Consider the following 22,903-nt stretch of genomic DNA (forward strand, 5'->3'; position numbering starts at 1 on the left):
ACAAAGGTTATTTTATGCTAAGTAAAAACGCACATTTTTATTATAAACAAATTATACAAAGATACGAGAATTCTTATCTCGCAGAGGATAAGGATAAGGTTATAATAGGCATTGACGCTACTTATCTTGATTCAAATGAGATGGATTTTAGCGAATTTAAGTCCTTATTTTATGAGTGTTGTGCCAAGGATCACGACTTTGATTTGGCCGGTTTTTTTGGGGTTTTTTCCTTTGATTTTATATCTTTGTTTGAAAAACTAGAGCCCTGCAAGAAAAAAAGCTATGATTTTCCCTTATTTTTATTTGCCAATGCTAAGGCATATTTGCTTTATGAAAAAACTAGCAAGATGTATTTTAAATTTGGAGATGAAAAGTATTTTTCTTTTTTAAAAGATGATTTTAAAGAGCAAAAAAGGCCTTGTGAATTCGAAATCACAAGCGATTTAAACAAAGAGGAAAAAGAATTTAAAACCATGCTTGCAAAAGCAAGGGAGTATTTTTTAAGCGGGGATGTTTTTCAGGTAGTTTTAAGCAAAGAATTATGTGTAAGGCATAATGTAAATAGCTTTGAGTATTACGAAATTTTAAGTACACAAAATGCTAGCGCTTATATGTTTTACTTCCCAAGCAAATACGGCGTGGTTCTTGGCTCATCTCCTGAACTTGTCTTAAGCATAAAAAATAAAGAATTATTCGTAGCACCGATAGCTGGCACAAGAAGACTTGATGAAAATTCAGACATTCAAAAGCTAGAAAAAGAGCTTTTAAGCGATGAAAAAGAACTTTGCGAACACAGAATGCTGGTTGATTTAGCAAGAAATGATATATCAAAATTTGGAGAAAAAACAAGGGTAGAAAATGCCTTTAGTATAGTAAGTTATAGATTTGTTATGCATATAGTAAGCTCTGTTTATGCTAGATTAAAACAAGATGCGAGTATTTTTGACGCTATTTCATCGGTCTTTCCGGCAGGAACCTTAAGTGGAGCTCCCAAAATAAGAGCTTTAGAAATCATTAATGAACTTGAGGACTCAAATAGAGGAGTATATGGAGGTGCTGTTGGCTTTTTAAGATTTAACGAGGATGTGCTTTTAGCTATCTTGATACGCTCTGCATTTTTTACAAAGGATAAGGCTTACATAAGAAGCGGTGCTGGCGTGGTGCATAAAAGCGATATTAACGCAGAATATGACGAAATAAAGGCTAAAAGACAAAGTCTTATACATAGTTTTGAACTTTTAAAGGAAAAAAATGATAGTGCTAATTGATAATTACGATTCCTTTGTTTTTAACATAAAAACAATGCTTGAAACCGTGTATAAAGGTGAAATAAAAGTTCTAAGAAATGACGCTTGCGATATAGAGTATATAAAAAAATTAAATCCTGATTTTATCATCCTAAGCCCAGGCCCAAAGCACCCAAAAGACAGCGGAATTTGCCTTGATATATTTAAAGCAAAACTTGAAATTCCAACCCTTGGAATTTGTCTTGGACATCAAGCTTTAGCCTTTTGTTTTGACTGCGAAATTTCAAGATTAAAAGAGCCTAAACACGCCATTACCTCAAGCATAGATGTCCTAGATGAGGGACTAATCTTTAAAAATTTACCAAAAAACTTTGAGGTGATGAGGTATCATTCTTTGTATGTGAAAGAAGCTAATGAAAATTTCACCGTTTTAGCAAGAAGTGAAGATGGGTGTATAATGGCTATTAAGCACAAGCACTTGCCGTATTTTGGCATACAGTTTCATCCAGAAAGTTATTTTAGTGAGTATGGACTAAAAATTTTTGAAAATTTCTTAGCCCTCAAAAAAGATGAGACAAAAGAAAAAAAGCAAAATTTAGCTTATTTTATAAACAAAATGCAAGATAATGAAAAACTGCAAAGTAAGGATTTTGAGCTAATATGCAAACTCATAGCAAGCAAAGATTACGAGCCCTTGCAGCTTAGTGCCTTGCTTGTGCTAATTACTGAAAAATCCTTGGATGAAAATTCTCTTTCTTCTCTTGTAAAATCCGTACTTAAGTATTCTCAAACCTTTAGTGATGAAAGCGATATGATAGATATAGTAGGCACAGGAGGCGATGGCTTTAAGAGTATAAATGTCTCTACAAGCGCAGCTTTTATACTTGCCGCACTTGGAGTTAAGGTGGCTAAACACGGAAACAAGGCCATATCAAGTTCAAGCGGAAGCAGCGATGTGCTAGAAGCTTTAAATATACACAGCACATCTAGCATTTTAAAGCAAAAAAAGCTTTTAGATGAAACGGGTTTGTCCTTTTTCCACGCCCCACATTTTCATTCTTTAGTAGGAGAGATAAAAGAAATCCGGCAAAGATTAGGAGTTAGAACTGTTTTTAATGTTTTAGGTCCCTTGCTTCACCCAAATTTAAAACTAAAATATCAACTAGTGGGCAATTATCACGCACCGGTTCATGAGCTGCTTATAAAAGTTCTTAAGCAACTTGGCAGAAAAAAAGCGCTCGTAGTTCGCGGAAATGACGGAATGGATGAGATTAGCATATGCGATGATACAAAAATTTATGAGTTAAACGAAGGAGAAATTAGCTCCTACACCATAAGCCCCGAACAATTTGGCTTTAAAAGAGCTATGCATTATGAAATCAAAGGTGGCAACGCTAAAGAAAACGCTAGAATTTTACTTGACACCTTAGAAGGCAAGATAAGTGGTGCAAAATTTGATATAGTCGTGCTAAATGCCATGTTTGCACTATATGCGACACAAAAGGTAAGCAACCCTTTAGTAGCAAAGGAGATGATTTTGGATGCAATTTACAGCGGCAAGGTCTTAGAGTACTTTACTAAATATCAAGAAAAAGTAAGTTCTATAAATGCAAATTAAAATTTGTGGGATAAAAAACGAGGAAAATTTAAGGCACTTGTGCAAGCTTGACATCGCATATACAGGCTTTATCTTTGCTCCTAGTAAAAGACAGGTTGATTTAAATTTAGCCACAGCTTTAGCAAAAATATCCAAAGAGCACGGCAAAAAAACGGTTGGAGTTTTCGTGGATGAAAGCGATGAATTTATAACTGAGTGTGTAAAAAAAATCGGCTTAGATGTAGCGCAGATATATAAAAAAATCAGCCAAAACTTGTATCTAAAACTTAAAGAATTTAATACTGAGGTTTGGCAGGTTTTTAGCCTAAAAGATAAGCTAGTTATAGATGAAAACTGTGCTTATGATTTGTTACTTTTTGATACAAAGGGTGATAAAAAAGGTGGAAACGGCTTTAGCTTTGATTGGTCTGTTTTAAAAAATTATGATAAAGACTTTGTTTTAGCCGGTGGCATAGGGCTTGACAATATAAAAGAGGCCTTAAAAACCGGGGCTAAAATTTTAGATATTAACTCAAAAGTTGAGAATGAGAAAATGCTAAAAGATTGTAAACTTATAGAAAAAATACTAGCGGAGGTGAAAAATGTCTAAGAGATATTACGGAGAATTTGGAGGTCAGTTTGTCCCAGAAACAGGAATATTCGCGCTTAAAGAACTTGAAAAAGCATTTCACAGCATAGCTTTTGATAAGGAATTTAAAAAAGAATTAAAAAATTTACTAAAAACTTATGTTGGAAGAAAAACCCCGCTTTATTATGCTAAAAATTTAAGCAAATACTACAAGCAAGACATATATTTTAAAAGAGAGGATTTAAACCACACAGGTGCTCATAAAATCAACAATGCCATAGCTCAAGCTTTGCTGGCTAAAAAAATGGGCAAGAAAAAGGTTATAGCTGAAACAGGTGCAGGACAACACGGCCTTGCAACAGCTACCGCTGCAGCACTTTTGGGCTTAGAATGCGAAATTTATATGGGCGAGCTTGATATAAAAAGGCAGGCTTTAAATGTAGAAAAAATTAGCTTACTTGGTGCTAAGGTAAATTCCATTACAAATGGCTTAAAAACCCTAAAAGAAGCCACCACAGCTGCCATACAAGCTTGGATTAATGAGATTGAGGATACCTTTTATATCATAGGCTCAGCAGTTGGTCCTTATCCTTACCCGCAAATTGTAACGCATTTTCAAAGGGTAATTGGCAAGGAAACAAAAAAGCAGTTAAAGCAACTTGGGAAAAAAGCTGATTATATAATAGCCTGTGTTGGCGGAGGAAGCAACGCTATAGGAATTTTTTACGACTTTTTAAAAGATAAGAGCGTGAAACTAATAGGAGTTGAAGCAGCCGGACTTGGCGTAAATACACCTTATCACGCAGCCACCTTAAGTAAAGGCAAAGTAGGCATAATACACGGCATGAAAACCATGGTTTTGCAAGATGAATTTGGAAACATTTTGCCCGTACACAGCATATCAGCTGGGCTTGACTACCCAGGAGTAGGACCCTTGCATGCATATTTGCACAAAAGTAAAAGAGTAAAATACTACGGCGTTACGGATGATGAGTGTATAAACGCCTTAAAACTTGTATCAAGACTAGAAGGAATTATCCCTGCGATTGAAAGCGCACACGCTCTTGCATACTTAGAAAAACTATGCCCTAAGCTAGATAAAAAAAATACAATCGTGGTAAATATTTCAGGCAGAGGAGATAAAGATATGCAAAGCATATTAAGCTATGAGAAAGGAAAAATTTATGGTTGATTTTAAAGCTTTTTACAAAGATAAGGCAAATGTGGCTTACATGGTTATGGCGTATCCAAATTTCAAGCTTTGCGAGGATTTTTTAAACAAACTTGATGAAAGCGATATTGATATACTAGAAATAGGCATACCCTACTCAGACCCAATCTCTGATGGTAAAATCATAAGCGAAGCAGCACTCAAAGCCTTAGAAGGCGGTGCTGATATAGAAAAAATTTTCACAAGCTTAGAAAAAATCAAAACAAAAAAAGCCTTAGTTTTTTTAGTTTATTACAATCTAATATTTTCATACGGCATAAAAAAATTTGTAAAAAGAGCAAAAGAACTTAATATAAAAGGTTTGATTGTGCCAGAGCTTGTTTATGAGGAGAATGAGGATTTGTTCAAAGAATGTGTGAAAAATGGCATAGCTCTAATACCTCTTATAAGTCTTACCACCCCAAAGGCAAGGATTGAAAAAATTTTAACAAGGGCCTCAGGCTTTGTTTATGCTGTCGCTAGCATAGGCATAACAGGCGGTGTGAAATCTGAGCTTGCTGTGATTGAAAAATTAGTAAAAGACATAAAAGAATTTACAAATTTGCCCGTTTTTGTGGGCTTTGGCGTAAAAACAAATGAGGATGTGAAAGAACTAAGAAAAATATGCGATGGGGTGATAATAGGAACGGCCATGGTAGAAAGCTTTAAGGATAATGATTTGGATAAAATTTTACAAACAAGTTCTAAACTTTTTGCCAGCAATTAATATATAGTTAATTTTGTATTTAATATAATTAAAACAAAAGCATAAGGAGTGTAAAAATGCTTAGCAACATAGAAAAATCAATAAAGCATTTTTTCGAAGACATTTTGAAAGAAAAAATAACAAAAGATGATAACATCAGCGGGGAACTTTACGGCTCATCTATCGTACTTAGCAGCGAAAGTGAGGGGGATTATGAATTTTACCTCTTTTTCCCAAAAGAAGTTTTTGAGAAATTTAGACAAATTTTTCTTAAAAATGCTGTATTTAAAGAGGATGATTTTTGCGACCTAGCTAAAGAATGTGCAAATGAAATTATAGGCTACGCAAAGGTTAAACTAAACGAAAATAAAAAAGAGTACTCGCTTGGAATTCCTGAGTATCTTGGTAGGGTTGATTTTGCTAATTTTAAGCTAGATGAGGAATTTACTTACAGTATGCAAGGGTGTAATTTTAGAATCGGTTATAAAAAAGCATGAGCGAACAACTAAACGAATACGGAGAGCATGTAGGTCTTTTAGAAACCTATGATGATATACTAGACATAACAGTTGATTTTGTTAGCGAACTTGGTATGACTAGCATGAGTGTTCATGATTTATTACAACTTGATGTGGGTTCTGTTATAGACCTTGAAAAGCCTGCCGGAGAAAGCGTTGAGCTATATATCAACAAAAGGATCTTTGGCAAGGGCGAAGTTATGGTTTATGAAAGAAACCTGGCCATTCGTATCAATGAAATTTTAGATTCTAAAACAGTGCTTCAGTATTTTAAAAAAGAATTACAATGAAATTTTTGCTCCCACTCTTTATTTGCTTGCCACTTTTTGGAGTAAATTTACTAAACTACAATGTATATGATAGGCAAGATAGGGTTGATATAATGCTATCATTTGATGCTGCTTATAGCGGCAATATCACTCAAGATATAAAACAAGGTATAGTCTTAATCAACCTAGATGGAGTAAGCAGCAAAAAAGAAGAAACCAGGGAGTTAAACTCTAATCTTGTTAAAAAAATTTTACTAAGCCCCCAAAAAAATAAAACCTCAATAATGCTTGAAACAAAAGAAAGCGTAGACATAAATTTCGCTAACATAAACAACAAAATAGGTCTTAGAATTAGGATAATCCCCAAGGGTGCAAACCTAACAAGCTCTACCCCTCTAAATTTGATAAATGAAGCAAATACAACGGTTGCGACTAAAAATTCAAGCCTAGATGGTGTAGATCTTACAAATTATATGATAGTTTTGTTTATCTTGCTAGCTATTTTAATTGCTTTGTGGTGGTTTAAAAAATACTACTTGTTAAAGGGAACTCCAAATTTTGCCGGGTTTAAGGTAATTTTTCAAAGGCCTCTTGATAGAAGCAATCAATTTATAGTTTTAGAGTATGAAAACAAAAGATACACCATGATAATAGGAAATTCAAATCTAATTTTAGAAAAAGAAGAATTAGCAGAAGAAAGCACAACACAAAAGAAAGAGTCAAAAGAAAGGTCTTTTGACGCCTTTTTTGAGGAAAATAAAAAAAGACTTCAAAATTTACTAAACAAGAAAACTAATTAGGCTTTTGATTTAAAACTATAACTATGCTTGTATTTGGCAGGGCTAGCTTTTTAAACTCATCCTTTGCTATGTCTATATATGCTTTTGAGTAAATATAAAGGACATTGTTTTTGTATTCAAATTCAACTCTTTCTTTGTTGCTGTAGTTTTTAGATAGCAATCTAGCCGTAGCTAGCATAAAATTTAACCAAGATATGATATTAACATCTGGCAGCAATTCCTTATACTCCTCTAGCAAAAAAGGGCTTATTTTTTTGCCTGAAAGTTTGATTAATATAGCAATTAAAGTTTTTTCCTCATGAGAGAAATTGTAATTAAGCGCATTTAGTATAAAATAAGTACTATGCTCATTTGCAAAATAAAAACTCAAATACGAGCCTATATTACACAACTTAGCAGCATTTATAAGCAAATTTTTATAAGAGGGGCTTAGGCCATGCAAGGAGGATAATTTATCAAAAATTTTGGCACAGTATATGTGTATATTAGTCTTGTCATTTTTATTTAAAAATCTATCTTGCAAAGACCTTACGCTAGGATTAAAATTATGTGGAAATTTCTTTGTAGGCGGCAAGATATCATTAAGATAAACGCCCTCTCTAACTCCAACCCCGCTAGTAAGCACATCCTTGACATTCAAAGCCTGTGCGATGTTTAAGAAAATCAAGGCTCCCTCTTTGATAGTATCAAAACGTTCTTTTTTAATGCCATAATCTGACAAGGAGTTAAAATCTGTATCTATAATCTTTTTTATGTGAGATTTTTCATCCGCCAAGCTATACTTAAATTCATGTAAAACCTTCAAAGGATAAGAGTTTTTTTGCATAATAGAGCTTGAAATAGCCCGCAAACTTCCGCCTATAGCTATTAAAGTATCGTTTTTAAAATGCTTTGGTATTAATTTAATGGTATCATTTAAAAAAGCGTGCAATTCTTGCATTTTATTTGTATCATAAAACAATTCTTTAAGTCTTACGGTGCCTATATCAAGGGAGATACAGTCTTCTATCTTTGAATTTCTAATCAAACAAAGCTCGCTTGAACCGCCGCCTATATCAAGAGTGGTAGCGTTTTTAATATTGCTCATCAAATTTAAGGCTGCAAGACCGCCCAAATAAGATTCCCTCTTGCCATCTATACATTTTATGTTTAAGCCCAAGTTGTTTTTAATTCTTTTAATAAAATCAGCAGAATTTGGAGCGTCTCTTAAGGCTGAAGTGCCAACTATAAGCATCTTAGCACATTTATGCTTAAAAGCCATATCTTTGAAGTATGCAAGAGTGTTTTCAGTCCTTTGCATAGACTCTTCTTGCAAAATTTTATTATTATTGTAGGCGTTTTCTCCTAGCCTAACCTTTCTTTTATATTCAGCAAATATATGAAAGGCGAACCTAGAAGTTTTTTCAAAAATAACTAATCTAACAGAATTCGAGCCTAAATCAACAACAGCAGTTCTTTTAGCCATAAAACTTCTTAGTTATTTTTTAGGATAACAAAAACGATATCCCCTTCTGCGAACTGTTTCTATTGTGGAAATATTAAGAGGTTTATCCATCTTTTGTCTAATCTGATTTATCGCAACCTCGATTACATTAGGCGTTACTAGCTCTGGTTCCTCCCAAATCGCATCTAAGAGCTGTTCTTTTGAAACTATTTGGTCTGAATGCCTTGCTAAGTGTGCCAAAACCTCAAAAGGCTTGCCCTTTAGCTCTATATCCTGACCCTTGTAGCTAATCTTTTCTTCGTCTGGATTTATAGTAAGGTCATTTATGGTTATGACATTTGAGCCACCCATTCTAAGTCTTATTTCTATCCTAACCAAAAGAACATCAAAATTCGTGTCCTTTCTTACATAATCATCAGCACCGGCTTTTAAAGCTTTAATCTCATCTTCTATAGAATTATTTGCCGAAGTGATAATTACGGCTGTTCTAGGTGATTTTTGTTTAATGGCATTTATTATGTCAACACCGTCGCCATCTGGCAAATTCCAACTTACAATAACCAGGTCATAATGCCTTACGCCTATATAATACTCACCATCTTTAAAATTTTCTGAAGTATCAGTCTGATAACCCAATTCGCCAAGACTGCTTACTATAGACTTGTTAAGAGAAATATCATCTTCAATAACTAAAATTCTCATTTGTAGCCTCATCATTTGCTTAAGTTTTAATTAATTAATCATAGCATAGTTTAAGTAAATATTTAAAAAAGTTTAAAAAAATTTTAAGAGATAATTATACGAATTTATTTTCTTCTTTAAAAATCATTCTTTTTATATTTGGTATATGTTTATAAAAGACTATAAGGCAGATTAGTATAACCGGTGCGTGCGTGTTTATACTCATATCATAATGTATGATGAAAGAGCTGGTGATAAAAACAAGTGCTGCTAGCAAAGACGCTAAAGACGAAATTTTAAATAATTTTATGCACACAAACCAAACACAAAGAGCAATCAAAAGCTCCAAAGGTAAAAGCACAGCCATTACACCTGCACCGGTTGCAACGCCCTTGCCTCCCTCTAAAGAAAGATAAAATGAAAAACAATGCCCCACAACAGCAAAAACCCCTATACTCCATAAAACATTATCATCAAAACCGGCAAATTTAGCACATAATATAGGCAAAAATGCCTTCAAAAAGTCCAAAGCAAATGTAGCAAAAGCTAGCTTTTTTGCCAAAGCTTTATCCTTTTCCTTAACCACTCTTAAAACATTGGTAGCACCTATGCTATTGCTTCCTAAAGTCTTTATGTCCACATCAGCAAAGACCTTGGCCAAAACAAAGCCAAATGGTATAGAAGAAAACAAATAAACGCAGATATAAAGAAGTAAATTTATGCCTCCAAAACTTAGCATATCAGCAAAGGCAAAGGTAGCTAGAAAATACAAAAAGCAAGCAAGGTATAATTTATTATCATTAAAATCAAGCTTTTTAAAAGTACAGTAATAAAACACAAAGGCAGCAAACACTCCATAAAGTATATGTGATACAAAGGCCGCCTCGTGAAAAGCCGGTATAAAAGCTATAACAAGTGATACAATAAATCCGATAAAAAATAATAAATAATTTTGCATAAATCCAACCCAAATAAAAACATTCTAGCCAAAAACCTCTTAATGCTTACTTAACAAAAATAGACACTTTTTTGTATAATTAAGCAAAAAAATATGAAAAGATTTTAAATGATTTATGATGAAAAACTTTTTGAAATTTATGATGATAAAAAAAGCTTAAAAGAAATACAAAAAATTCAAAATATAGACGAAATAAAATTCTTAAAAAGCTTTGCAAAATACAAGAATTTAGACTTTATAGACTTAGATAGTGAAAATATCAACCTAAATTTAATGCAAAAACTGCCTATGTCACTGCTAAATGATAAAAATTTCATACTCTTTAAAGACGATGAAAAGCACTATCACATAGCCACTGCTTACACAGTGCCTTTTTCATTTTTAGATAGAATTGGGCAGTGTCTAAAAGAAAAAATACTAAAAATACACATAGCCCACCCGTCTCAAATAAGCTTTCTTATAGATGAGTATTTGCTAAAAGATAAGATACAAAATTTGTGTTTTGAGTTAAAAGAGGAATTAAAAAATAAGAGCCACAAAGAACAAAGTGCTGTGTCAAAGCTGTTTGAACTTATACTTAACGAGGCGGTTAGACTAAAAGCAAGCGATATACATTTTGAAATAAATTCAAGCGAAGGTCTTGTAAGGTTTAGGATAGACGGGCTTTTAACGGTATTTTTGAAATTTGAGTATGAAATTTATAATGCCCTTATTTTTTACATAAAACTGCTAGCAAATTTAAATGTGGCCGAGCAAAGAAAGGCACAGGATTCTAGCTTTTCTATGAAAATAAGAGCTTGTGAATATGACTTTCGTTTCTCTTCGCTGCCGATTTTATACGGTGAAACAGTTGTGCTTAGAATTTTAGAAAGAAAAGAAACGGTGCTTAATCTAGATGAGTTAAATTTCAACAAAATAAATCTTGAAAAATATAAAAAAAGCATCGCCCTACCCCACGGCTTAATACTCCTAACAGGTCCTACGGGCTCTGGAAAAAGCACAAGTTTATATGCTAGTTTAAATGAAATAAAAGACGAAAATAAAAAGATAATTAGCGCAGAAGATCCCATAGAATACCGCTTAGACATGGTTCAGCAAATTGTTCTTAACGAAAAAATAGGACTAAGTTTTAATAATGCCTTAAGAGCCATCTTAAGACAAGACCCAGATGTGATAATGATAGGTGAGATAAGAGACGAGCAAAGCCTTGACATAGCCTTAAAAGCTTCATTAACAGGACATTTAGTCTTTAGCACGCTACACACAAATGATGCTATATCAGCCATTACAAGAATGATAGACATGAAAGCCCCGCATTATCTTTTATCAAGCGCATTAAAAGTTGTCATAGCGCAAAGACTTATAAGAAAGCTTTGTAAGCACTGTAAAATAAAAAATGAAGATGATGAATTTTACAAGGCCTCATCGTGCAAAAGGTGTAATTATACAGGATACGCTGGCAGAGAGCTTGTGAGTGAGTTTTTATTTATAGATGATGAAATTTCAGAGCTTATAAGACTTAATGCCTCAAAGGATGAAATTTTAAAACAAGCTAGAAAAAATAACTTTGAAACCATGTTTGAAAATGCGCTTAAAAAGGCCTCTTTGGGCATTAGTAGCCTAGATGAAATTCACAGGGTTTTAGGGTGAAAAGATACAAAATAACGCTTAAAAATGGCGATGAACTTATAATCAATGCAAGCAGCAAGCTAAAAGCTAGCGAGCTGGCCTTTAAAAAGTCTTTGCAAGTAGCTAGGATAGAGGAAGTGCAGTATTTTAGCTTCAAGCAGAAATTAAAAGATTATGATTTGCTTGTCTTTTTTAAGGAATTAGCCATTTTATTATCCTCTAATATAAGCTTACAAGTAGCTTTAACAGAGCTTGAGAAAAATTCCACAAAGAGCTTAAAACCTTTTTTGCAAAAACTAACAAAGCTAGTAAATAGCGCACAAAATTTACACACAGCCTTCAAAAATAGCGGCTTTAAATTCAGCAACACAGAGCTTAGTTTGATTGAGATAGCACAACACACAGGCGAACTCAGCCTAGTTTTTGAGAAACTAAGCGAACTAAGGCAAAAAAAGATTGAAAATTCAAAAAAACTAAAAAAAGCTTTAGCGTATCCTTGCTTTGTGTTTCTTGTTTTAATACTAGCCTTTTTTTTGGTAATGCTTTTTGTAATTCCGCAATTTAAGAGTTTATTTGATGAATTTAATGTATCTTTGCCCTTGCTTACAAGAGTGTTTTTAAGTTCTTATGAGCTGCTTGAAAAATTTTATATATTATTTATCGCTGTGCCTCTTATCACGCTTTTTGCGCTAATCATACTTTATAAGACAAATAACACTTTTTCTTATCTGATAGATAAAATAATAATGAAAATTCCAATACTTTCAAAGCTGATATTTTACACACAAAGTTCGCAATTTTTCTTTGTTTTTTCCCTTTTAAATGAAAATAAAATAGAACTTGTAAAGGCCTTAACTTTGGCAAAAACAAGCTATGAAAATAAATTCTTAGCAAGAAAGATAGATGAGTTGATTAAATTTGTACGACAAGGATTAAGCCTAGAAAAAGCCTTTGCAAAAATTAAGCTTTATGATGGGATAAGTCTTAGCATGATAAGCATAGCCATGCAAAGTGCAAAATTAGACGAACTTAGCAAGAATATATCGTTTTATTATGAGGATAAGGCAGATAGCATGATAGCTGTACTACTCACACTGATAGAGCCTATCATGACCTTTTTTGTGGCGAGTTTGCTTTTATTTTTAGCACTTGCGATATTCTTGCCTATGTGGGAGTTAAATAATATCTCAAATTTCTAGTTTTTTATGTAATAAGTTCCGCCCCTTGGCATAAATACCTTGCTCCAATACTCAGTATCAGGCATCAAATCAGCATTTCCTATATAAAGCCTACACTCAGAATTTGCCACCTTATGCAAATTTTCCACAAATTTCAGCCTTGACTCATAATCAAAATAAATCATCATATTTCTTGAAAAAATCACATCAAATTTGCCAAGCTCTAAAAATTTCTTATCAAAAACATTGCACAACTCAAAACGGCACCTACAAAGCTCGCTTGTCTTAAGAGTATAAGTGTTGCCATCTTTTTGAAAATACCTACTTTTCTCACCCTCACTAAGTCTATGCAAGCTTCTGCCTTGATAGACAGCTTCCTTAGCCTTTTGTATGGCTTTGCTATTAATATCTATGCCTAAAATTTGCAAACTATCCTTGGTGAAATTTGAAATAGCAAGCAAGGCTAGAGTATAAACCTCTTCTCCGCTAGAACAAGGAGCGCATAAAATATTTACCTTTCTATCCAAAGACTTAAGATAGTACAAAGCCTCTTTTAGCTGCGAAAGTTCTCTATAAAAATATGTCTCATTAACGGTGATAAAGTCGATGGTATCTTGCCTTAATTTTTTATCATACTGAAGACGAAGCAAAAACTCTTTAAAGTTAGATACTTGAGTGTAATCTTTTAAAAAGCTTTTTAGCTTAACCGACAAAGCAGCTTTTTTCTCGCTTAAGTCATTGCCGCTAAGCTCATTCATCAACCTTATAAAGCTAGTTAATTCTTCATCTGTAAAATTAATCTCTTGATTCAATTTTCATCTTTCTAAATTTAATTAATGCGAAGCAAATTTTATAAGCTCATTTTTTATCTCAAACAAGCTACTTTGCTTTAAGTTAGGATTTAGCTCCTTAGCCCTTTTTGGCATACCATACACAACGCTATCTTCTTCACTCTCACAAAAGCACTTAACTCCATTTTTATACAAATCAAACAAGCCCTGTGCCCCATCATCGCCCATTCCTGTCAACAGTATGGCTAAAATTTCATTGGTTTTTGATATTTGAATAGCTGAGTTAAAGAGCAAATTTACATTTGGTTTAAAGGTGGTAACTTGCTCGCTAAAGTTTATAGTGATATTTAACGAACCGTCCAAAACTGAATTTTGCTGCAAGATATAAATTTTGCCTAATTCTAATTTTTCTTTATCAGATGCTAAAACAACAGTGTTTAAAGACTCTTGATTAAACTGTCTGACAAAAGAAGGTATAAAAGATGCACTCATATGTTGAGCTATGACAACGCAGTAATTTTCTATCTTCAAATCAGTAAATAAATATTTAAGTTGGTTTGGTCCGCCTGTTGAAGAACCTACTAAAACAATCTTCATTAAATTAATCCTTTGGATTTATTAAAAAGTGGGTTTTGGCATTTTAGCATTTTTTTTATAAAAAGATGTAGTAAAGACAAAAAATTTACATTTTTATATTACAATACAATTTCGATTTTCATAAGGATTTTGATGTTAAGAGATAAAATTTACATAGCAAGTGACCATGGGGGATACAAGCTTAAAAATGAGCTTTGCGCGTATTTTAAAAACAATGCTATATCTTATGAAGATCTCGGTGCTTACAATGACAAAAGCTGTGATTACGCAGATTATGCACATTTATTGGCTTCCAAAATAGACAGCAACAGCTTTGGAATTTTAATATGTGGCTCTGGAATAGGCATAAGCATAGGTGCAAACAGACATAAAAATATAAGATGTGCCCTTTGCAATGAAAGCCTAAGTGCAAAATTAGCTAGAAAACATAATGATGCAAATGTCTTAGCACTTGGCGGAAGATTATTAGGCACTGATTTAGCCATAGACATAGTTACAAATTTTATAAATACCGACTTTGATGGCGGAAGACATAAAAAAAGAATTGAAAAAATAGAGGTGTGCTAGAGTATGTTTGCAAACTGGATGGTTTTAACATTTTTAATTTGTTTGTGTCTTTATCTTACTGTTATGTTGCTTTACTACAAGACCTTGCTAAATAAAGAAAGAATTTCAAAAGACTTTGTAAAAAATAATCTTGATGATACAGAAATTGTAATTAGAAAACTACAAGTTCAATTACAACGAAGCCTTGGAAATATAGATATTTTAACAGAGGAACTAAGCAAGATAAAAAACGACCTTACCTCTCTTAGAACTAGAAATTCACAGTACCGTTTAGAAAACGACAAACTAAGACGCAAAATAAAAGAATTAGAAGCAAAAATAGAGGCATTGCTATGATGAAGTTAAAAGATGAAGAAAAAAAATATCTAGAAAATTCGATAAGAACCGTTTTAGACTTTCCTAAAAAAGGCATAGTTTTTAGAGACATAACAACCTTACTTAATGATAAAAAGGCACTTTCTTTCTTGCTAGAACACTTAAGTAAGTATTATGAAAACGCAAATTTAGACTTTGTTGTCGGCATAGAAAGCAGAGGTTTTATATTTGCTTCTATGCTTTGTGCTAAACTTAAACTTCCTTTTGTGCCCATTAGAAAGCCTAACAAACTGCCTTTTGAGACATTTTTTGAAGAGTATGATTTAGAATACGGCAAGGATAGGATAGAAATTCACAAAGACGCTTTTTTAGGTAAAAAAGACGCAAAAATTTTACTAGTAGATGATTTAATCGCAACCGGAGGAACCGCTCTAGCAGCCTATAAACTCATACAAAAAACAGGTGCAAACTGCGTTGAAGCTTGTTTTTTGATAAATTTAAAGGATTTATCTGGAGCAAAAAAACTACAAGAGTTCACCTCTGTATATAGTATTTTAGAGTTTTAGCCATGTTTGGTTTAGAAGAAACACTAAAAACTATACTATATGATTACAAGGATTTAGCCTACATTATAATATTTCTTTGGTGCACCCTTGAAGGAGAATTAGCACTTATACTTGGCGGAATTTTTGCACACGAAGGACATGTAAATTTAGCTTTAATCATCTTTGTAGCCGGGCTTGGCGGCTTTGTAGGAGATCAAATTTATTTTTACATAGGCAGATACAACAAAAAATACATACAAAAAAAGCTAAAAAAACAAAGACGCAAATTTGCGGTTGCTCACCTGCTCTTGCAAAAATTTGGTTGGCCTATAATTTTCATACAAAGATACATGTATGGCTTTAGAACCGTAATTCCCATGAGCATAGGCATAACTCGTTACAGTGCGAAAAAATTTGCTATTGTAAATTTAATATCTGCTTGGATTTGGGCTGCTATAACCATACTTTTGGCTTGGTATTTTGGTGAAACTATATGGAGTTTTGTGGCTTGGGCTGGAGAGCATTGGTATTACGCTGCCTTGATTATAGTATCATTCTTATGTTTGGTGATTTTTGCTTTCAAACAACTTGAAAAATCCATTCTTAAAAAAAGGACACATCAATGAAAATAGAATTTAGCACAAAAAAGATAGAACAAATAAAGGCTGATTTAGAACTTGTTTTTGTAGTTAATAAAAATATAAAAAAATTTAGCAAATCAAAGGCGGTATTTGACTTCACGCAGTATAAAGGCGAAGGAACTTGCCTTGATATAGAAAATAAAATTTTATATGTGGAGCTTAAGGAGCTTGATTACGAGAGCATTAGATTGGCCTTTAGCGACGCATTTAAATTTGCTAGCAAGCTAAACATAAAAAGTATCAAAAGTCCTTGTATATTACATGAGTGTGTTGTTAAAAGCTTTGTTGCTATGGCTGAGGGCTTTTTATTTGCCTCTTATGAATTTAACAAATACAAAAGCGAAAAAAAGGATAGCAAGGATTTAAAACTCATCATCTCAAGCAGTGAGATAAATAACAAAAATTTCAGTGCAAATGAAGCAAAAATTGGTCTTGAAAGAGGTGAAATTTTAGCCTTAGCTTGTGCTTTTACAAAGGATATTGTGAATGATATACCTCAAAATTACACTCCTTTAAAAATGGCCGAGGATGCTAAAAATTTAGCAAAAAAAGATAAAAACATTACTTGTAAAATTCATGATGAAAAATTTTTAGAAAAAGAAAAAATGAATGCCTTTTTAGCCGTTAACCGTGCGTCTGTACATCCTCCAAGGCTGATACACTTAAGCTATAAGCCTAAAAATGCCAAAAAAAGGGTGGTTTTTGTAGGCAAAGGATTAACTTATGATAGCGGTGGCCTTAGCTTAAAACCTGCTGATTATATGCTTACTATGAAATATGACAAAAGCGGTGGTGCAGCTGCTATGGGTATTATAAAGGCGATTAGTGAGCTGGGATTAGAAATAGAAGTGCATTCTATAATAGGAGCTACCGAAAATATGATAGGAGGCGATGCTTACAAACCGGATGATGTTTTAATCTCTAGAGAGGGTGTAAGCATAGAGGTTAGAAACACCGACGCTGAGGGAAGATTGGTTTTGGCTGATTGTTTATCTTATGCGCAAGATTTAAAACCTGATATTTTAATAGACTTAGCAACCCTAACCGGAGCTTGCGTAGTAGGACTTGGAGAATACACTACAGGAATTATGGGAAATAATGAAAAATTACAAAATGACTTTTATGAAAGCAGTAAGAAAAGCGGAGAATACGCGACAGTGCTTCATTTCAACCCATACTTAAAAGAACTTATAAAATCAAACATAGCAGATGTTAGCAACACTAGCTCAAGCAGATACGGAGGAGCGATAACCGCTGGCTTATTTCTTGAAAAATTCATAAGAAAAGAATTTAAAGACAAATGGCTACACCTTGATATAGCAGGGCCTGCGTATGTGGAAAAAGCTTGGTCTTATCATAGTTTTGGAGCAAGTGCAGCTGGTCTTAGAATGTGCGTGAATTTTGTTATAAGCTTATTAAGGAAAGAAAAATGAGCTTAGCAGTAGGCATAGTAGGCTTACCAAATGTTGGTAAATCAACTACCTTTAACGCACTAACTAGGGCGCAAAACGCTGAGAGTGCAAACTACCCCTTTTGCACCATAGAGCCAAATAAAGCACTTGTGCCGGTTCCTGATCATAGGCTTAAGAAATTAGCAAAGATAGTAAAACCACAAAAAATCATGTATTCTTTAATCGAATTTGTGGATATTGCGGGGCTTGTAAAAGGAGCTAGCAAGGGGGAAGGCCTTGGAAATAAATTTCTTTCAAACATAAGAGAAACCGAGGCAATTTTACATATAGTAAGATGCTTTGAAGATGAGAATATAAGCCATGTAGAAGGAACAGTAGACCCTATAAGAGATATAGAAATAATAAATACAGAACTAATCTTAGCAGATATAGAACAACTTAGCAAAAAGATAGAAAAGCTAAGCAAAGAAGCAAAGGCAAACACAAAGGGAGCAAAAGAAAGCCTAGAAATAGCACAAAAACTGCTAGAGCATTTAAATCAAAATTTAAGTGCAAACAGCTTTGATGAAAGAGAAAATCCGTATTGCAAGGCTTTATTTAAGGAGCTTAGACTGCTTTCTGCAAAGGAAGTTATTTATGGTGCTAATGTAGATGAGGCTCACTTGATACAAGATAATGATTTTGTAAAGGCATTAAAAGAATACGCTAAGAAAACAAACAGTGAGATAATAAAGCTCTGTGCTAGGATAGAAGAAGAGATGATAGCTTTGAGTGATGAGGAGGCAAATGAGTTGTTGCTGTCTTTGGGTGCTGAAAAAAGCGGCTTGGAGCAAATCATTAGAGTATGTTTTGCTAAGTTAGGGCTGATAAGCTATTTCACAGCCGGAGAAGTAGAAGTAAGGTCTTGGACTATAAAAAATGGATACAAGGCACCAAAGGCTGCAAGCGTGATACATAATGACTTTGAAAAAGGTTTTATAAAGGCTGAGGTTATAAGCTATGATGATTTTATAACTTATGGCGGCGAGGCAAAGGCTAAAGAAGCCGGCAAATTAAGGCTTGAGGGCAAGGACTATGTTGTAAAAGACGGCGATGTCATGCACTTTAGATTTAATGTCTAAAAAAAGCTTTTAAAATAATCGTAAGAAACCTTTGCTATCGTAGCACCAACAACCACTATAAAAAGTATTTTAATGAATTTTGTGTTGGTTTTTAGCACTAATTTAGCTCCGACAAATGCACCTATTATTTGACCACACCCCATCACAACACCAAGTAAAAACATGACCTCATAATGCCACAAAAATACGGCCAAAGACACTACATTGCTTGAAAAATTTAAAATTTTAGTATTAATACTAGCCCTTTTCATATCATATCCTAGCAAAAGCACACAAGCAAAAATCAAAAAAGAGCCGGTTCCAGGCCCCAAAAATCCATCATAAAAACCTATACTAGTGCCACATAAGATGTGAAAAAGTTTGATGTTTTTCATCTTTGGCTTGGATGCTTTTTTGCCCAAACTAGGTTTTAAAACCGTGTAAAGAAAGGTTATGGTAAGCAAAATCAAAATGATTAATTTTAAATGCTTATCATTTATAAGCAAAACAGTATAAGCTCCAAGACCAGCTCCAAGACCCGTAAAAAACACACCCCAAGCCAAATGAGGCATGCTTCTTGACTTAAAATAACTAGCACTTGCTGTAAAAGAACCAAAAACGCTTTGAAGTTTATTTGTAGAAAGGGCTAAGTGAGATGGAATTCCACTTGCCATAAGTGCTGGCAGAGTTATAAGTCCGCCGCCGCCAACTATGGAGTCTATAAAGGCGGCAAGTATTGCTATAAAAAATAAGATAAAATAATAAATAGTCTCAAGTTCGAAATTTGTTATATCCATTTAGAAATTATAGCTAAAAATTTTTATATTCTTTACTCTGCCCTAGCCTATAAAGAGCGAAATCGTATTTAATGGGGTCTAAATTATCAAATTCTTTTAGCTTTTGAGTTAGTTCAAGCACAGCCTTAAAATCATAAGTCTTTCTTTGCATTAAGCAAAAGGCTAAGGCTACCTTGTGCGTGTGGGTATCAAGAGGGATTAGCAAGTCTTTTTTATCTATCTTTTTAAACAAGCCCAAATCAAGCCTATCCTTTCTTACCATCCACCTAAGATACATATTATACCTTTTCATAGGAGAGCTTGGCTCTTGTTTGAAGCTTTTAGAAAAAAAGAAAGAATACCCGGGGCTTTCATAAGAATTTATACTATAAATTTTATCTATCAAAGCCTTTAAAGCAAGGACTATGCCGCCACTTTCATAAGGCTTTGCAAGTATATCCTCTATGCTACTTTCTTGCTTTAGCCGTCTCATGCTTATAAAAATTTGCCTTACATCCTCTTGGTTTTGAAAGCGGTATTTGAAATTTCTTAATTCCTTTTTTATGCTCTCCTCGCTCTCATCTAGCAAGTTGAAATTTAAGCTCTTTAGAAATTTTACTATAAGCTTTGCATTGCCATAAGCAAATAAAGCACAGAGCAAGGACACATACTCATCTTTATATACACTAGCTACCTGTAAGGGATCAGCGTGTTCAAACAATGCAGCTTGCGTGTTTTTCTTTGAGGCCAATTCATCTAAAATTTGCTTTGTAAGCATTATTGTTTAAGACCTAATAACGTATCAAGCATTTGATCAACAGTGGTAACAACCTTAGCGGCCGCACCGTAAGAGCTTTGAAACTGTATAAGAGCGGCTAGTTCTTCATTGGTGCTTACGCCGTTTTTAGACTGAAATTCATCATAAACGGTATTGTATAAGGTTGTATTTGTGGAATGAGTATTAGTTACAGCCTCGCCATCAGAAGCAATCCTACCTGTAAAAAGCCTGTAATACCCGTCAATTGAGACCTTATTAACAGTTCCATCGGCATTGTAAAAATTTAGTTCCTCATACTGAAGCTGGATGATTTGATTGGATATGTCATTATCCCCATCGCTTCCGTTTTTACTACCTCTAAGCAAACTAGGATCATTTAAATACTCGCTTTTAACAGACATACTAGTAGCATCAGTTCCGCTAAAAAATCCACCCACATTAAAGGCACCAGGGAAATTAGTACCATTATCCTCTATGGCTATCTTAAAACCAGGATTAATAAGTGAAATTTGGAACTGCCCTGAATTCGTCTTGCTATCTGTTGAAAATATAGCACTTACATAGTCATCCACGTCGTTTAAGTTGTTTAAATCTCCGTCATCATCTGTATTTGATGAAATTTGATTAATTATATCTTGCATGGTTGTATTAACATCTATATTTATAGTTTTTCTAGATGTTTCTAAGCCTGCCTCATCATATATAACTATATCAAAAGAACCAATTTGTACATTTTTATCATAATTCATCAAAACAGTATCAGCTCTAAGACCTTCGTAATAATCAGAGCTTACAGAGGACTTGGCAGAGGCAGCATATATGTTATTAGTATGAGTTATCATGGTTTTTGCAAAAGTATCTAGCATGTTTTTATACTCTTGCACACTACCTTTGCTCCATTCCTTAGATGAGGTATCAAATTCCCTACCCCTTAAATCAAGCTGTGCACCTAGTTTTCCACCGCTTATCCTACCTGTAAGATCTAAAATCTTTTCATCTATGCCTTGAACAACTACTTTGTGGCTGTTTGTTACCTCATCTGTCATTATTTTAAGAGGGGTAAAGGTTGAGCCATTTACTATAGAAACACCGCTAATGCTGAGATTATAGTATGTTCCCTTATCTGTCATGGTGCTATCTAATCTACTATTTTGCTCCATAATAGTCTTTGTTGCGACATTGCCAACTAGCTTTGATAAAGTCATTTCAAGCTCATCGCGTCTATCTCTTAACTCATTTGCAGTATCAGTTGGCAAAGATTCTTGCTTGCTTATTTCGTTATTAATATTTGCAATTTCTTTTGCAATCCTATTAATCTCATCAACAGTTAAAGCTATATCTTCATTTATAGCCTGTTCTATCTTCATCATATCAGCATAAGCATCGTTTATGTGATTTGTTAGGGTCTTTGCTACTGTTATTAAATTTTCTTTTACAGCACTGTCATTTGGTGAAGTTGAAAAGGAATTCCAAGCAGCATTATAAGCTTCTAAGTCTGCCAAGATACCATTAGTTTGTATATCTGGAAACCTCTTAGCAATTTCTTCGAGCTTTGTTTTCATATAATTTGTGTATTCTAGCTGAGTGGTGGAATCTTTTAGTTTTAAGTATGAGTATTCGTCATGAAGCCTTACTATGGATTCTATGGTAGTTCCCATACCAAGTTCTACGCCACCATAGCTGTTATAGTATCCAGCCGTAGTTTGCACAGCTCTTTGCCTTGTATAAAAAGTGCTACCCACATTTGATATATTGTTTGAAGTCGTAGAAATTTGGAGCTCTGAGGCTTTTAACCCAGAAACCCCTTTACTCAAAGTAGCAAATATACTCATACTAAAACTCCTCTACACATTCATCTTAAATAATGACTGAACATCTGTTTGTCTTTGAGAATAAGCATTATTTGTTCCACTTTCGCTATCAAACATGGTATTTAACAAACCATCAAAATAGTTCTTTACTACTATTACTAGTTTGGCGTATTCTTTATTTTTCTTATGCAATTCTTTTAATCGCTTCTTAAATTCGCCCAATTTTTCTTTATCAAGATCATCAAGCAAGACGCTTAAATCCTTCTTACCGCCCTCGCTAAGCTGTATTAAGGCATTGTCTAAATTTTTTTTAACAACATAAAATTCAGCTATTAGTTTATTTTTACTTTCCACGCTTTTAGGAACGGAGTCGTGTTTTGCTTGTTTTATGTTTTGGATATCTTCATCTGTAAGTGTGATAAGCTTATCTAGTATTTCGTTACTAGAATCTAGGTATTGTTTTATCATTAATCCTCCTTTTGATAGCTTTTTAAGGCTAGCCAAAGAGGAGAATTTATATAAGCTCCTCTGTGATAGCCTTTGCAGTAGCGTTTAAGTCCAGCTTATACTCGCCACTTTTAATTTGCTGTTCTATCTTAGAAAACCTATCGTTTTCAACCTTTTGACCTTGCTCTGCCCTACCCTCTTTGCTTACTTGAGCTGTATTGCTAAGGTTGGCACTCGCAACAAAACTTTGTTTGACTGGATTAATCATATTAAGCTCCTATAAAAACTTATCTAAGA

At 33.8% G+C, this 22,903-nt stretch carries 26 protein-coding genes; 16 read left to right on the plus strand and 10 right to left on the minus strand.

Annotation, left to right across the window (positions count from 1 at the left end; all coding sequences use genetic code 11):
• Positions 1-14 precede the first annotated feature (14 nt).
• Genes CAV_RS06285 through CAV_RS06320 form a run of 8 tightly spaced genes read left to right on the plus strand, consistent with a single transcriptional unit; the run spans position 15 to position 6,936 of the window.
• Positions 15-1,268: an anthranilate synthase component I family protein gene (locus CAV_RS06285; RefSeq protein WP_094325672.1), complete on the plus strand. Its 1,254-nt coding sequence runs from the start codon at positions 15-17 to the stop codon at positions 1,266-1,268.
• On the plus strand, positions 1,252-2,865 hold the full coding sequence (gene trpD, locus CAV_RS06290) for an anthranilate phosphoribosyltransferase (RefSeq protein WP_094325673.1): 1,614 nt from the start codon (positions 1,252-1,254) through the stop codon (positions 2,863-2,865). The genes CAV_RS06285 and trpD overlap by 17 nt, the downstream gene beginning before the upstream one ends.
• Positions 2,855-3,454, plus strand: coding sequence for a phosphoribosylanthranilate isomerase (locus tag CAV_RS06295; protein WP_094325674.1), 600 nt, complete (start codon positions 2,855-2,857; stop codon positions 3,452-3,454). Before trpD ends, CAV_RS06295 begins: the two co-directional genes overlap by 11 nt.
• A complete protein-coding gene (trpB, locus tag CAV_RS06300; protein ID WP_094325675.1) occupies positions 3,447-4,625 on the plus strand; it encodes a tryptophan synthase subunit beta in 1,179 nt (392 codons plus the stop codon). Before CAV_RS06295 ends, trpB begins: the two co-directional genes overlap by 8 nt.
• Complete coding sequence (trpA, locus tag CAV_RS06305) at positions 4,618-5,370, plus strand: tryptophan synthase subunit alpha (RefSeq protein WP_094325676.1); 753 nt, start codon at positions 4,618-4,620, stop codon at positions 5,368-5,370. Before trpB ends, trpA begins: the two co-directional genes overlap by 8 nt.
• 56 nt (positions 5,371-5,426) lie before the next feature.
• Entirely contained in the window at positions 5,427-5,846 is a 420-nt protein-coding gene (locus CAV_RS06310) for a hypothetical protein (protein ID WP_094325677.1), read from the plus strand.
• Complete coding sequence (gene fliN, locus CAV_RS06315) at positions 5,843-6,157, plus strand: flagellar motor switch protein FliN (protein WP_094325678.1); 315 nt, start codon at positions 5,843-5,845, stop codon at positions 6,155-6,157. Before CAV_RS06310 ends, fliN begins: the two co-directional genes overlap by 4 nt.
• Positions 6,154-6,936, plus strand: a complete 783-nt coding sequence (locus CAV_RS06320) for a hypothetical protein (protein ID WP_094325679.1) — start codon at positions 6,154-6,156, stop codon at positions 6,934-6,936. The genes fliN and CAV_RS06320 overlap by 4 nt, the downstream gene beginning before the upstream one ends.
• Here CAV_RS06320 and CAV_RS06325 read toward each other — a convergent pair.
• The 3 genes from CAV_RS06325 to plsY form a co-directional block, all read right to left on the minus strand.
• Complete coding sequence (locus CAV_RS06325; protein ID WP_094325680.1) at positions 6,929-8,401, minus strand: Ppx/GppA phosphatase family protein; 1,473 nt, start codon at positions 8,399-8,401, stop codon at positions 6,929-6,931. The two genes, CAV_RS06320 and CAV_RS06325, sit on opposite strands and share 8 nt — an antisense overlap.
• Positions 8,402-8,413: 12 nt before the next feature.
• Entirely contained in the window at positions 8,414-9,082 is a 669-nt protein-coding gene (gene hsrA / locus CAV_RS06330; RefSeq protein ID WP_094325681.1) for a homeostatic response regulator transcription factor HsrA, read from the minus strand.
• A 94-nt stretch (positions 9,083-9,176) separates the two neighbouring features.
• A complete protein-coding gene (plsY, locus tag CAV_RS06335; protein WP_094325808.1) occupies positions 9,177-9,800 on the minus strand; it encodes a glycerol-3-phosphate 1-O-acyltransferase PlsY in 624 nt (207 codons plus the stop codon).
• Positions 9,801-10,127: 327 nt separating this feature from the next.
• Between plsY and CAV_RS06340 the strand changes: the two genes are divergently transcribed.
• Together CAV_RS06340 and CAV_RS06345 are read left to right on the plus strand one after the other, a co-directional pair.
• Positions 10,128-11,669 carry a GspE/PulE family protein gene (locus CAV_RS06340; protein ID WP_245807397.1) on the plus strand — a complete coding sequence of 514 codons (1,542 nt, stop codon included), beginning with the start codon at positions 10,128-10,130 and terminating at the stop codon, positions 11,667-11,669.
• Positions 11,666-12,847: a type II secretion system F family protein gene (locus CAV_RS06345; RefSeq protein WP_094325682.1), complete on the plus strand. Its 1,182-nt coding sequence runs from the start codon at positions 11,666-11,668 to the stop codon at positions 12,845-12,847. Before CAV_RS06340 ends, CAV_RS06345 begins: the two co-directional genes overlap by 4 nt.
• On the opposite strand, the gene CAV_RS06350 is transcribed toward CAV_RS06345, so the two are convergent.
• A complete protein-coding gene (locus CAV_RS06350; protein WP_094325683.1) occupies positions 12,844-13,638 on the minus strand; it encodes a CheR family methyltransferase in 795 nt (264 codons plus the stop codon). The two genes, CAV_RS06345 and CAV_RS06350, sit on opposite strands and share 4 nt — an antisense overlap.
• Before the next feature lie 21 nt (positions 13,639-13,659).
• Positions 13,660-14,214: a CheB methylesterase domain-containing protein gene (locus CAV_RS06355; protein ID WP_094325684.1), complete on the minus strand. Its 555-nt coding sequence runs from the start codon at positions 14,212-14,214 to the stop codon at positions 13,660-13,662.
• Positions 14,215-14,346: 132 nt separating this feature from the next.
• Here CAV_RS06355 and rpiB point away from each other — a divergent pair, with 132 nt between their 5' ends.
• Genes rpiB through ychF form a run of 6 tightly spaced genes read left to right on the plus strand, consistent with a single transcriptional unit; the run spans position 14,347 to position 18,815 of the window.
• Positions 14,347-14,781 carry a ribose 5-phosphate isomerase B gene (rpiB, locus tag CAV_RS06360; RefSeq protein ID WP_094325685.1) on the plus strand — a complete coding sequence of 145 codons (435 nt, stop codon included), beginning with the start codon at positions 14,347-14,349 and terminating at the stop codon, positions 14,779-14,781.
• Positions 14,782-14,784: 3 nt separating this feature from the next.
• Positions 14,785-15,117, plus strand: a complete 333-nt coding sequence (locus tag CAV_RS06365) for a hypothetical protein (RefSeq protein WP_094325686.1) — start codon at positions 14,785-14,787, stop codon at positions 15,115-15,117.
• Positions 15,114-15,662, plus strand: a complete 549-nt coding sequence (apt, locus tag CAV_RS06370; protein ID WP_094325687.1) for an adenine phosphoribosyltransferase — start codon at positions 15,114-15,116, stop codon at positions 15,660-15,662. Before CAV_RS06365 ends, apt begins: the two co-directional genes overlap by 4 nt.
• Positions 15,663-15,664: 2 nt before the next feature.
• Positions 15,665-16,267 (plus strand): DedA family protein, encoded by a 603-nt coding sequence (locus CAV_RS06375; RefSeq protein WP_094325688.1) that lies wholly within the window; start codon positions 15,665-15,667, stop codon positions 16,265-16,267.
• Positions 16,264-17,715, plus strand: a complete 1,452-nt coding sequence (locus CAV_RS06380) for a leucyl aminopeptidase (RefSeq protein ID WP_094325689.1) — start codon at positions 16,264-16,266, stop codon at positions 17,713-17,715. Before CAV_RS06375 ends, CAV_RS06380 begins: the two co-directional genes overlap by 4 nt.
• Positions 17,712-18,815 carry a redox-regulated ATPase YchF gene (gene ychF, locus CAV_RS06385; protein WP_094325690.1) on the plus strand — a complete coding sequence of 368 codons (1,104 nt, stop codon included), beginning with the start codon at positions 17,712-17,714 and terminating at the stop codon, positions 18,813-18,815. Before CAV_RS06380 ends, ychF begins: the two co-directional genes overlap by 4 nt.
• On the opposite strand, the gene CAV_RS06390 is transcribed toward ychF, so the two are convergent.
• The 5 genes from CAV_RS06390 to CAV_RS06410 are packed head-to-tail and all read right to left on the minus strand — an operon-like array spanning position 18,812 to position 22,874.
• Entirely contained in the window at positions 18,812-19,591 is a 780-nt protein-coding gene (locus tag CAV_RS06390; RefSeq protein ID WP_094325691.1) for a TSUP family transporter, read from the minus strand. The genes ychF and CAV_RS06390 overlap by 4 nt on opposite strands.
• Before the next feature lie 13 nt (positions 19,592-19,604).
• Positions 19,605-20,348, minus strand: coding sequence for a TIGR02757 family protein (locus tag CAV_RS06395; protein ID WP_094325692.1), 744 nt, complete (start codon positions 20,346-20,348; stop codon positions 19,605-19,607).
• Positions 20,348-22,180, minus strand: coding sequence for a flagellar hook-associated protein FlgK (gene flgK / locus CAV_RS06400; RefSeq protein WP_094325693.1), 1,833 nt, complete (start codon positions 22,178-22,180; stop codon positions 20,348-20,350). Before flgK ends, CAV_RS06395 begins: the two co-directional genes overlap by 1 nt.
• A gap of 12 nt (positions 22,181-22,192) precedes the next feature.
• On the minus strand, positions 22,193-22,627 hold the full coding sequence (gene flgN / locus CAV_RS06405) for a flagellar export chaperone FlgN (protein ID WP_094325694.1): 435 nt from the start codon (positions 22,625-22,627) through the stop codon (positions 22,193-22,195).
• A 46-nt stretch (positions 22,628-22,673) separates the two neighbouring features.
• Positions 22,674-22,874: a flagellar biosynthesis anti-sigma factor FlgM gene (locus CAV_RS06410; RefSeq protein WP_094325695.1), complete on the minus strand. Its 201-nt coding sequence runs from the start codon at positions 22,872-22,874 to the stop codon at positions 22,674-22,676.
• Between the last annotated feature and the right edge of the window lie 29 nt (positions 22,875-22,903).

It is taken from the genome of Campylobacter avium LMG 24591 (assembly GCF_002238335.1).
GTDB lineage: Bacteria > Campylobacterota > Campylobacteria > Campylobacterales > Campylobacteraceae > Campylobacter_D > Campylobacter_D avium.

Bases quoted from the DNA above. Each gene is read 5' to 3' on its own strand.
- CAV_RS06285 (WP_094325672.1), top strand. From the start codon at position 15: ATGCTAAGTAAAAACGCACATTTTTATTATAAACAAATTATACAAAGA.
- trpD (WP_094325673.1), top strand. From the start codon at position 1,252: ATGATAGTGCTAATTGATAATTACGATTCCTTTGTTTTTAACATAAAA.
- CAV_RS06295 (WP_094325674.1), top strand. From the start codon at position 2,855: ATGCAAATTAAAATTTGTGGGATAAAAAACGAGGAAAATTTAAGGCAC.
- trpB (WP_094325675.1), top strand. From the start codon at position 3,447: ATGTCTAAGAGATATTACGGAGAATTTGGAGGTCAGTTTGTCCCAGAA.
- trpA (WP_094325676.1), top strand. From the start codon at position 4,618: ATGGTTGATTTTAAAGCTTTTTACAAAGATAAGGCAAATGTGGCTTAC.
- CAV_RS06310 (WP_094325677.1), top strand. From the start codon at position 5,427: ATGCTTAGCAACATAGAAAAATCAATAAAGCATTTTTTCGAAGACATT.
- fliN (WP_094325678.1), top strand. From the start codon at position 5,843: ATGAGCGAACAACTAAACGAATACGGAGAGCATGTAGGTCTTTTAGAA.
- CAV_RS06320 (WP_094325679.1), top strand. From the start codon at position 6,154: ATGAAATTTTTGCTCCCACTCTTTATTTGCTTGCCACTTTTTGGAGTA.
- CAV_RS06325 (WP_094325680.1), bottom strand. From the start codon at position 8,401: ATGGCTAAAAGAACTGCTGTTGTTGATTTAGGCTCGAATTCTGTTAGA.
- hsrA (WP_094325681.1), bottom strand. From the start codon at position 9,082: ATGAGAATTTTAGTTATTGAAGATGATATTTCTCTTAACAAGTCTATA.
- plsY (WP_094325808.1), bottom strand. From the start codon at position 9,800: ATGCTAAGTTTTGGAGGCATAAATTTACTTCTTTATATCTGCGTTTAT.
- CAV_RS06340 (WP_245807397.1), top strand. From the start codon at position 10,128: ATGATTTATGATGAAAAACTTTTTGAAATTTATGATGATAAAAAAAGC.
- CAV_RS06355 (WP_094325684.1), bottom strand. From the start codon at position 14,214: ATGAAGATTGTTTTAGTAGGTTCTTCAACAGGCGGACCAAACCAACTT.
- rpiB (WP_094325685.1), top strand. From the start codon at position 14,347: ATGTTAAGAGATAAAATTTACATAGCAAGTGACCATGGGGGATACAAG.
- CAV_RS06365 (WP_094325686.1), top strand. From the start codon at position 14,785: ATGTTTGCAAACTGGATGGTTTTAACATTTTTAATTTGTTTGTGTCTT.
- apt (WP_094325687.1), top strand. From the start codon at position 15,114: ATGATGAAGTTAAAAGATGAAGAAAAAAAATATCTAGAAAATTCGATA.
- CAV_RS06375 (WP_094325688.1), top strand. From the start codon at position 15,665: ATGTTTGGTTTAGAAGAAACACTAAAAACTATACTATATGATTACAAG.
- CAV_RS06380 (WP_094325689.1), top strand. From the start codon at position 16,264: ATGAAAATAGAATTTAGCACAAAAAAGATAGAACAAATAAAGGCTGAT.
- ychF (WP_094325690.1), top strand. From the start codon at position 17,712: ATGAGCTTAGCAGTAGGCATAGTAGGCTTACCAAATGTTGGTAAATCA.
- CAV_RS06390 (WP_094325691.1), bottom strand. From the start codon at position 19,591: ATGGATATAACAAATTTCGAACTTGAGACTATTTATTATTTTATCTTA.
- CAV_RS06395 (WP_094325692.1), bottom strand. From the start codon at position 20,348: ATGCTTACAAAGCAAATTTTAGATGAATTGGCCTCAAAGAAAAACACG.
- flgK (WP_094325693.1), bottom strand. From the start codon at position 22,180: ATGAGTATATTTGCTACTTTGAGTAAAGGGGTTTCTGGGTTAAAAGCC.
- flgN (WP_094325694.1), bottom strand. From the start codon at position 22,627: ATGATAAAACAATACCTAGATTCTAGTAACGAAATACTAGATAAGCTT.
- CAV_RS06410 (WP_094325695.1), bottom strand. From the start codon at position 22,874: ATGATTAATCCAGTCAAACAAAGTTTTGTTGCGAGTGCCAACCTTAGC.